The 9313-nt window shown below is 42.7% G+C and carries 9 protein-coding genes, 1 rRNA gene and 1 riboswitch; all 10 genes read left to right on the top strand.

The annotated features are described in order from the left end of the window. Nucleotides 1–126: 126 nt before the first annotated feature. The 10 genes from rrf (at nucleotide 127) to purF (ending at nucleotide 9303) form a co-directional block, all read left to right on the top strand. Nucleotides 127–242: ribosomal RNA gene (gene rrf / locus KMHG_RS15605) — 5S ribosomal RNA — on the top strand. A 267-nt stretch (nucleotides 243–509) separates the two neighbouring features. Next, nucleotides 510–701, top strand: coding sequence for an NETI motif-containing protein (locus KMHG_RS15600; protein ID WP_010290934.1), 192 nt, complete (start codon nucleotides 510–512; stop codon nucleotides 699–701). Nucleotides 702–789: 88 nt separating this feature from the next. Further along, a riboswitch (purine riboswitch) is annotated at nucleotides 790–888 on the top strand. A gap of 132 nt (nucleotides 889–1020) precedes the next feature. Next, nucleotides 1021–1509, top strand: coding sequence for a 5-(carboxyamino)imidazole ribonucleotide mutase (gene purE, locus KMHG_RS15595; protein WP_010290933.1), 489 nt, complete (start codon nucleotides 1021–1023; stop codon nucleotides 1507–1509). After that, nucleotides 1506–2630 (top strand): 5-(carboxyamino)imidazole ribonucleotide synthase, encoded by a 1125-nt coding sequence (gene purK, locus KMHG_RS15590; protein WP_010290932.1) that lies wholly within the window; start codon nucleotides 1506–1508, stop codon nucleotides 2628–2630. Before purE ends, purK begins: the two co-directional genes overlap by 4 nt. 18 nt (nucleotides 2631–2648) lie before the next feature. Next, on the top strand, nucleotides 2649–3947 hold the full coding sequence (purB, locus tag KMHG_RS15585; RefSeq protein WP_010290931.1) for an adenylosuccinate lyase: 1299 nt from the start codon (nucleotides 2649–2651) through the stop codon (nucleotides 3945–3947). An 86-nt stretch (nucleotides 3948–4033) separates the two neighbouring features. Next, entirely contained in the window at nucleotides 4034–4747 is a 714-nt protein-coding gene (gene purC / locus KMHG_RS15580) for a phosphoribosylaminoimidazolesuccinocarboxamide synthase (protein WP_010290928.1), read from the top strand. 1 nt (nucleotide 4748) lies between these two features. Then, nucleotides 4749–4997 (top strand): phosphoribosylformylglycinamidine synthase subunit PurS, encoded by a 249-nt coding sequence (purS, locus tag KMHG_RS15575; protein ID WP_010290927.1) that lies wholly within the window; start codon nucleotides 4749–4751, stop codon nucleotides 4995–4997. A gap of 1 nt (nucleotide 4998) precedes the next feature. Beyond that, nucleotides 4999–5679, top strand: a complete 681-nt coding sequence (gene purQ / locus KMHG_RS15570; protein ID WP_010290926.1) for a phosphoribosylformylglycinamidine synthase subunit PurQ — start codon at nucleotides 4999–5001, stop codon at nucleotides 5677–5679. Beyond that, nucleotides 5669–7903, top strand: coding sequence for a phosphoribosylformylglycinamidine synthase subunit PurL (gene purL / locus KMHG_RS15565; RefSeq protein WP_010290925.1), 2235 nt, complete (start codon nucleotides 5669–5671; stop codon nucleotides 7901–7903). The genes purQ and purL overlap by 11 nt, the downstream gene beginning before the upstream one ends. Further along, entirely contained in the window at nucleotides 7879–9303 is a 1425-nt protein-coding gene (gene purF, locus KMHG_RS15560; protein ID WP_010290924.1) for an amidophosphoribosyltransferase, read from the top strand. Before purL ends, purF begins: the two co-directional genes overlap by 25 nt. The last annotated feature ends 10 nt before the right edge of the window (nucleotides 9304–9313 follow it).

Genomic DNA, 9313 nt, shown 5'->3' with positions numbered 1-9313 from the left:
ACATTAAAGAAGCCCTGACTTGATCAGTGCTTCTTTTTTTATTTCTTTTTTTAAAAAAAACATAGACAAGTTACTGAAATTATGTTAATATAATATATGTAATCAAGTGAACGACTTGAATATAAGTCTAGTGATGATGGCAAAGAGGTCACACCTGTTCCCATGCCGAACACAGAAGTTAAGCTCTTTAGCGTCAATGGTAGTTGGGGGTTTCCCCCTGCGAGAGTAGAACGTCGCTAGGCACACTGAAAAGCGCTGACATAGTCAGTGCTTTTTTTATTTATTTAGAAAAAGACATGTATTCTCGGAATATTTTGAGTTTCTTCTATTTAAATAGTAAGCGGTCGTTTAACGAGCGTTCAATTCGTTGAATCTCAAGAGGTATGTATGATGAAATGGAAATGATGGGAAAAGACGTGTCGATTGTGTCACACCGTTAAGATATCTGTTGTATTTCATCATTATTCAATGTAATGTAAGGGCAAAGAAATATAAGGAAGTGTACTAGATTGGCAAAGAAAACCGTATGGTATGAAGTAGAAGAAAATGAAACAATTAGTGAATGTTTGGAAAGAATGCAGAAAGATGGGTATATGCCCGCTGGCCGAAAAGAGGAGCCATTATTCGAAATGATCGACGGTAATCCTATTCCAGTTCGACAATTGATTAAATTTAAAGGTGTTTTAGCAGAAACAAATTAAAAATGCATTAAAAAGGCGAACGATTAGTTTTTAGTAAAATTAATTGTTCGTTTTTTATTGACTTCTTTCCGTAGCGTTGTTAGAATGGCAATGAAAACAATATCTCCCACATATATGCTAGAGGATTGGCTCTAGTGTCTCTACCCGACACCGTAAATGTTGGACTATGCGGGAAAGCAAGCGCTTGAGCACAATTGGACTGCATTCACAGAGGGGGATGCAGGAACGTTTCGCTCCTCGAGTAACGATGCTTTTCCACATTAGTATGTAGAGAGCAAGTTATTCGGGGATTTTTATTTGTCCAAAGGAGCGTATATAGATGAATCCGAAAATTGGTGTCATTATGGGAAGTTCTAGCGATTGGGAAACGATGAAGCACGCATGCGACATTTTAGACGAGCTAGACATTCCTTATGAAAAACGAGTAGTATCAGCACATCGAACTCCAGACTTAATGTTTGAGTATGCTGAAGAAGCACGCAAACGCGGAATTGCAGTGATCATTGCAGGTGCAGGTGGCGCAGCGCATTTACCAGGAATGGTAGCGGCGAAAACGACATTACCTGTGATTGGTGTACCGGTTCAATCTCGCGCATTAAATGGTTTAGATTCACTATTATCAATCGTACAAATGCCTGGCGGTGTGCCTGTAGCGACTGTGGCGATTGGTAAGGCTGGCGCAACAAATGCCGGCTTACTAGCAGCACAAATTTTATCAACGACTGATCAAGCAATCACAGATAAATTAGAAGCACGTCGTTTAAGCATGAAAGCGAAAGCGATGGAAAGCACAGGTGATCTACAGTGACAACGACGATTTATCCAGGGCAAACAATCGGTATTATCGGCGGCGGACAATTAGGTCGTATGATGGCATTAGCGGCAAAAGAAGCAGGCTTTAAAATTGCTGTGCTTGAACCTTCGATGGATTCTCCATGTGGGCAAGTAGCAGACATTCGCATCGTCGCGCCATATGACGACGAAGCCGCGTTAGAAGAGTTAGCAGAAATTAGTGATGTCATTACATACGAATTTGAAAACATCGACTATGAAGGCTTAAAACGCTTAACGGAAATTGCTTACGTACCACAAGGCGCTGAGCTCGTACGTACGACGCAAGATCGTATTTTAGAAAAAGCAGCCATTACACAAGCAGGTAGCCCTGTCGCACCGTATATCGTCGCACATGACTATCAAGAGTTACTGACAAATATCCAACAAATTGGTTATCCATGTGTCGTCAAAACAGCACGTGGCGGTTATGACGGTAAAGGTCAGCTCACATTAGCATCAGCTGCAGACTTAGTCGGTGCTGAAAAATTGTTTGAACACTCATCATGTGTAGCGGAAGCGTTCGTACCGTTCACGAAAGAAGTATCGGTCATCGTTCAACGAAATACACTTGGCGAAACATATTGCTTACCGATGGGTGAAAATGTCCATGTAAATCACATTTTACATGAAACGATCGTTCCTGCACGCGTTGCGCAATCGACGCTCGAACAAGCAGAACAAGAAGCAATTAAAATTGCAGATGCGCTTGATTTAGTCGGAACGCTTGCGGTGGAAATGTTCGTCTTAGAAGACGGTTCAATCGTCATCAACGAATTAGCACCACGCCCTCACAATTCAGGACATTACTCAATCGAAGCTTGCAATATTTCACAATTCCATCAACACATTCGCGCTGTATGCGGCTGGCCACTTCGTAAGCCGAAACTACACGCACCATCGATTATGGTCAATGTGTTAGGACAACATGTCGTACCTGTCATCAATTCGATCGGCAAGTTCCCTGATTGGTCGATTCATTTATATGGAAAATCTGAAGCGAAGCACAATCGTAAAATGGGACATGTTACAATAATGACGGATGATGTGAATCATACCTTACAACAAATACAACAATCTGCTATCTGGGCAGAGTAAGAAGGAGAACTTTATACAATGATCGCACGTTATACACGTCCCGAAATGGGCGCAATTTGGACAGATGAAAATCGCTATAATGCATGGTTAGAAGTTGAAATTCTAGCATGTGAAGCTTGGTCTGAGCTAGGTGTTATTCCGAAAGAAGACGTAAAAAAATTACGTGAAAATGCATCATTCGATATCGAACGCATTTTAGAAATCGAAAAAGAAACACGCCACGATGTCGTAGCATTTACACGTGCCGTTTCTGAAACACTTGGTGACGAACGTAAATGGGTACACTACGGTTTAACGTCAACTGACGTCGTAGATACTGCGCTTTCTTACCAAATTAAACAAGCGAACGACATTATCCGCAAAGATATCCAAAACTTCATCGATATCATTACAGCAAAAGCAAAAGAACACAAAATGACAGTATGCATGGGTCGTACACACGGCGTTCACGCAGAACCTACAACATTCGGTTTAAAACTTGCTTTATGGTTAGAAGAAATGCGTCGTAACCAAGCGCGCTTCGAAGCTGCTGCAAAAACGATTGAAGCTGGTAAAATCTCTGGTGCGGTTGGTACATATGCAAACATCGACCCATTCGTAGAAAAATTCGTTTGTGAAAAATTAGGTTTAACACCAGCCCCAATTTCTACACAAACACTTCAACGTGACCGTCACGCTGAATACTTCTCAGTGCTAGCATTAATCGCAACATCAATCGAAAAATTCGCAACAGAAGTACGTGGCTTACAAAAATCAGAAACACGTGAAGTAGAAGAAGGTTTCGCAAAAGGTCAAAAAGGTTCTTCTGCAATGCCACATAAACGTAACCCAATCGGTTCTGAAAACATGGTCGGTATGGCACGCCTAGTACGCGGTCATATGCTTACTGCTTACGAAAACGTTCCATTATGGCACGAACGTGATATTTCTCACTCATCAGCAGAGCGCGTCATCATTCCTGATACGACAATCGCGATCAACTACATGTTAAACCGTTTCGGTAACATCGTGAAAAACTTAACAGTGTTCCCAGAAAACATGAAACGTAACATGACGCGTACATTCGGTTTAATTTACTCACAACGTGTGTTACTTGCTTTAATCGAAAAAGGTCTTTCTCGTGAAGAAGCTTACGACACAGTACAACCATTAACTGCACGTTCTTGGGATGAGCAAATTCAATTCCGTCCATTAGTAGAAGCTAACGAAAAAATTTCAGGTTTATTATCTGCAGAAGAAATCGATGACTGCTTCGACTACAACTATCACCTGAAAAATGTTGATATGATTTTCGAACGTCTTGGCTTAAACGACTAATTTAAATATCACCAGCATCCGTGCTGGTGTACATAAAGAAAATTTCGATTATTCAATAAACTATTTATCCTACGGGGGAATTCAAAGTGGAAAAAGGTCAACTTTTATATGAAGGTAAAGCAAAACGATTATATGCAACAGATACAGAAAACGTGTTATACGTTTCTTACAAAGATAGCGCAACCGCATTTAACGGTGAGAAAAAAGCGGAGATTGCTGGGAAAGGTGTACTGAACAACAGCATTACATCACTCATTTTCGATAAGCTTCAAGCAGCTGGCATCGAATCTCACTTTATCGAAAAGCTAAATGATACAGATCAATTAGTGAAAAAAGTCGACATTATTCCAATTGAAGTCGTTGTACGTAACATCGCTGCAGGAAGCCTTGCGAAACGTTTAGGCATGGAAGAGGGCACAGTGTTACCACGCACGATCGTAGAGTTCTACTACAAAGATGATGATCTAGGTGACCCGATCATCAACAACGAGCACATTGATATTTTAGGTATTGCAACGAAAGAAGAAGTGCAAGCTTTATACGACCAAGCATTACATGTCAATGAAGTGATGGCACCATTCTTTAAAGAAATCGGCGTAACGCTTGTCGACTTCAAACTTGAGTTTGGTCGCGATGCGGCTGGTAACGTTTTATTAGCAGATGAAATTTCACCTGATACGTGCCGTCTTTGGGACGTGGAAACGAACGCACATTTAGATAAAGATGTGTTCCGCCGCGGTTTAGGTGATTTAACAGAGGTTTACCAAATTATTCTTTCTCGTCTAGGAGGACAAGCTTAATATGAAAAAGGTCAAAGTATACGTAACATTACGCGAAAGTGTTTTAGATCCACAAGGTTCAGCAGTGATGAATTCACTACACAACATGGGATACGAAGAAGTACAAGACGTACGCATCGGTAAATTCCTAGAATTACAACTAACAGACGCAGAACGCGATGTTGATACAGCTGTTAAAGAAATGTGTGAAAAACTACTAACGAACACAGTCATCGAAGACTACCGTTACGAAGTCGAGGAGGCTAACTAACATGAAATTCGCAGTACTCGTATTCCCTGGGTCGAACTGTGATTTGGACATGTATCACGCAATCAAGGACGAACTTGGTGAAGAAGCAGAATACGTTTGGCACGACGCAACAGATTTAAGTGCATATGACGGTATTTTAGTGCCAGGTGGTTTCTCTTACGGAGATTACTTACGTTGTGGTGCTATGGCCAATCAATCGAACGTCATGAAAGAAGTGAAAAAAGCCGCTGAAGCAGGAAAACCTGTTCTTGGTGTATGTAACGGATTCCAAATCTTAACAGAAGCCGGTCTACTGCCAGGCGCACTGTTACGTAACCGCGACTTAAAATTCATTTGCCGTACAGTCGGTTTAAAAGTAGAAAACAATAACACAGGTTTCACAAATGGTTATGAAGCTGGTGAAGTTATCAATATTCCGATCGCACATGGCGAAGGAAACTACTACTGTGACGACGCAACGTTACAACAACTAAAAGACAACAATCAAATCGTCTTCACGTACGACGGCGACAACCCGAATGGTAGTTTAGAAAATATCGCAGGTATCATTAACGAGCGCGGTAACGTACTCGGCATGATGCCTCACCCAGAACGCGCAGTGAACGAACTAATCGGCGGCGCAGATGGTCTTAATTTATTCAAATCAATTGTAAAGCAGTGGAGGGAATCAAATGTCAACTAAGCTTGAGCCAACAGCAGCGCAAATTAAAGAACAACGTATGTATGCAGATTTAGGAATGAGCGACAGCGAGTTTGAACTAGTTGAAAAGATTTTAGGTCGCTTACCGAACTGGACAGAACTTGGTCTATTCTCGGTTATGTGGTCAGAACATTGCTCTTACAAAAACTCAAAACCTGTATTACGTAAATTCCCAACAGAAGGTCCACAAGTATTACAAGGTCCTGGTGAAGGTGCTGGTATCGTTGATATCGGTGACAACCAAGCCGTTGTATTCAAAATGGAATCACATAACCACCCATCAGCAATCGAACCGTACCAAGGTGCAGCAACGGGTGTCGGCGGTATTATTCGTGACGTATTTTCAATGGGTGCACGTCCGGTCGCAATGCTGAACTCGTTACGCTTCGGTGAACTAGACGCATCGAAACGTGTGAAATATTTATTTGAAGAAGTTGTCGCAGGTATCGCAGGTTACGGTAACTGTATCGGTATCCCAACAGTCGGCGGTGAAATTCAATTTGATCCTTGTTACGAAGGCAACCCATTAGTCAACGCGATGTGTGTTGGTTTAATTAACCACGATGATATTCAAAAAGGGATTGCGGCTGGTGTCGGCAATACAGTGATGTATGTCGGCGCAAAAACAGGTCGTGACGGTATTCACGGTGCGACATTCGCTTCTGAAGAATTAACGGAAACATCTGATGAAAACCGTCCAGCTGTTCAAGTTGGTGACCCATTTATGGAAAAACTATTACTTGAAGCGTGCTTAGAGCTTGTGAAAATGGATAGCTTAGTCGGCATTCAAGATATGGGTGCGGCAGGTCTGACATCGTCTGCATCAGAAATGGCATCAAAAGCGGGTTCTGGTATCGAAATGAACTTAGACTTAGTACCACAACGTGAGACAGGGATGACGGCTTATGAAATGATGCTTTCTGAATCACAAGAGCGTATGTTAGTTGTCGTGAAAAAAGGCGAAGAGCAACCAATCGTTGACCTATTCGCAAAATACGGCTTAGATGCAGTTGCAGTCGGTGTCGTAACAGACGATAAACAATTCCGCTTAATTCATCACGGTGAAGTCGTTGCAGACGTGCCAGTCGATGCGTTAGCAGAAGATGCACCTGTTTACCATAAACCATCTGCTGTTCCTGCTTACTACGAGGAATTCCAACAAATGCAAAACGAAGAGCCGACTGTTGACGATCATAAACAAACATTGATCCAGCTATTACAACAGCCAACAATCGCTTCGAAAGAATGGGTTTACGGCCAATATGATTACCAAGTGCGTACATCAACAGTCGTTGCACCAGGTAGTGACGCTGCTGTTATTCGTGTACGCGGTACGAACAAAGGACTTGCGATGACGACAGACTGTAATTCTCGCTACATTTATTTAGATCCTGAAGTTGGTGGTAAAATCGCTGTTGCAGAAGCAGCGCGTAATATTGTTGCGTCAGGTGGTCAACCCCTTGCAATCACAGACTGCTTAAACTTCGGTAACCCTGAGAAACCTGAAATCTTCTGGCAAATTGAAAAATCTGCAGACGGTATTTCAGATGCATGTCGCGCGTTAAACGCACCAGTCATCGGTGGTAACGTATCCCTTTACAACGAACGTAGCTCAGAGGCGATTTATCCAACGCCTACAATCGGTATGGTCGGTTTAGTAGAAGACTTATCACACGTAACGACGCAAGAAGTGAAACAAGCTGGCGACATCGTATATGTTATCGGCGAAACGAAAACAGAATTCGGTGGTTCAGAACTTCAAAAGTTATTAAATGACGGCAAAATTTTCGGTCTAGCACCATCAATCGATTTAGACATCGAACAAGCGCACCAACAAGCCCTACTACAAGCGATTAAAGCGGGCACTGTTCAATCTGCACATGACGTTGCAGAAGGTGGTTTAGCTGTTGCACTTGCTGAAACAGTATTCGGTACAAACTTCGGTTTAGAAGTTGAACTTGAAGGCTCTGCAACGACAGCACTATTTGCTGAATCACAATCTCGTTTCGTCGTAACAGTGAAACAAGAAGCTGCCGCACAATTTGAAGAAATCGTTCCTGCAGCACGCAAAGTCGGTATCGTTACACCGAATGCAGATTTAGTTCTTAAAGGAACAGACGGTACGGTTTACGTACAAGGCGCCGTAGCACAATTCCATGACGCTTGGAAAGGAGCTATCACATGCTTGCTGAACTCAGAGGCTTAAACGAAGAATGTGGTGTGTTTGGGATTTGGAACAACGAAAACCCAGCGCAATTAAGTTACTATGGGCTACACGCCTTACAACACCGTGGACAAGAAGGTGCTGGTATCGTTGTAACAGATCGTGAACGTTTAAAAGCGGTCAAAGGTGAAGGCCTTGTCAACGACGTATTTGATGAAGAAAAATTACGTGCCGTTGATGGTTTTGCTGCGATCGCACACGTACGTTATGCAACAGCGGGTGGCAATGGTATTGAAAACGTTCAACCACTATTGTTTCACTCATCAACAGGTAGCTTGTCGATTGCTCATAACGGGAACTTAGTGAACGCCAATCGTTTGAAAAAGCATCTGGAACGCCAAGGTAGCATTTTCCACTCTAGCTCAGATACAGAAGTTGTCGCGCATTTAATTAAGCGCTCAACGTTACTACCGTTCAAAGAAAAAGTGAAAAGCGCTTTGAACTTATTAATCGGTGCGTATTCATTTTTAATTATGACAAAAGATGAAATGATCGTTGCCCGCGATCCACAGGGGTTACGTCCACTGGCACTCGGTAAACTAGGTGACGGTTATGTCGTCGCATCTGAAACGTGTGCATTCGATTTAATCGGTGCGGCATATATCCGCGATGTCGAACCTGGTGAATTACTCGTTATTAACGATAACGGTGTAACATCAGAACGCTTCGCAGTCGACCAAAATCGCGCGATGTGTGCGATGGAGTACGTTTACTTAGCACGACCTGACTCAGACATCGACGGCATTAACGTCCATATGGCACGTAAACGTATGGGTCGTCAACTTGCACGTGAATGTGCGCATATCGAAGCGGACGTCGTAACAGGTGTGCCGGATTCTAGTATTTCCGCAGCAATCGGGTTTGCTGAGGAGAGTGGCTTACCGTACGAGCTCGGTTTAATTAAAAACCGCTACGTCGGCCGTACGTTTATCCAACCAACACAAGAATTACGCGAACGTGGTGTAAAAATGAAATTATCACCAGTCGTACAAGTCGTGAAAGGCAAACGTGTCGTCATGGTCGATGATTCAATCGTACGCGGTACGACATCACGCCGTATCGTCACAATGTTAAAAGAAGCAGGCGCGTCAGAAATACACGTTGTCATTAGTTCACCACCGATGTCGAACCCTTGCTACTACGGCATTGATACATCAACGAGTGAAGAATTAATCGCTTCAACGAAATCCGTTGAAGAAATTCGCGAAGCAATCGGTGCAGATTCATTAACATTTTTATCGCCAGAAGGCATGATCGAAGCGACAGAACGTCCATTTGACGAAGCAAATCGCGGTTTATGTCTTGCATGTTTCACAGGGGAATACCCAACAAAGATTTTCGCAGATACTGTACTACCACATGAAAAAGAGTTACAAAACTAAGGAGTGAAAA

The sequence above is a fragment of the Kurthia massiliensis genome (assembly GCF_000285555.1).
Classification (GTDB): Bacteria; Bacillota; Bacilli; order Bacillales_A; family Planococcaceae; genus Kurthia; species Kurthia massiliensis.
The sequence above is the reverse complement of the archived record's forward strand: the minus strand, read 5'-3'. Positions and strand labels throughout refer to the sequence as shown.

Excerpts from the sequence above, each read along its gene's own strand:
- purE (WP_010290933.1), top strand. The coding sequence starts at position 1,021 with ATGAATCCGAAAATTGGTGTCATTATGGGAAGTTCTAGCGATTGGGAA.
- purB (WP_010290931.1), top strand. The coding sequence starts at position 2,649 with ATGATCGCACGTTATACACGTCCCGAAATGGGCGCAATTTGGACAGAT.
- purS (WP_010290927.1), top strand. The coding sequence starts at position 4,749 with ATGAAAAAGGTCAAAGTATACGTAACATTACGCGAAAGTGTTTTAGAT.
- purQ (WP_010290926.1), top strand. The coding sequence starts at position 4,999 with ATGAAATTCGCAGTACTCGTATTCCCTGGGTCGAACTGTGATTTGGAC.
- purL (WP_010290925.1), top strand. The coding sequence starts at position 5,669 with ATGTCAACTAAGCTTGAGCCAACAGCAGCGCAAATTAAAGAACAACGT.
- purF (WP_010290924.1), top strand. The coding sequence starts at position 7,879 with ATGCTTGCTGAACTCAGAGGCTTAAACGAAGAATGTGGTGTGTTTGGG.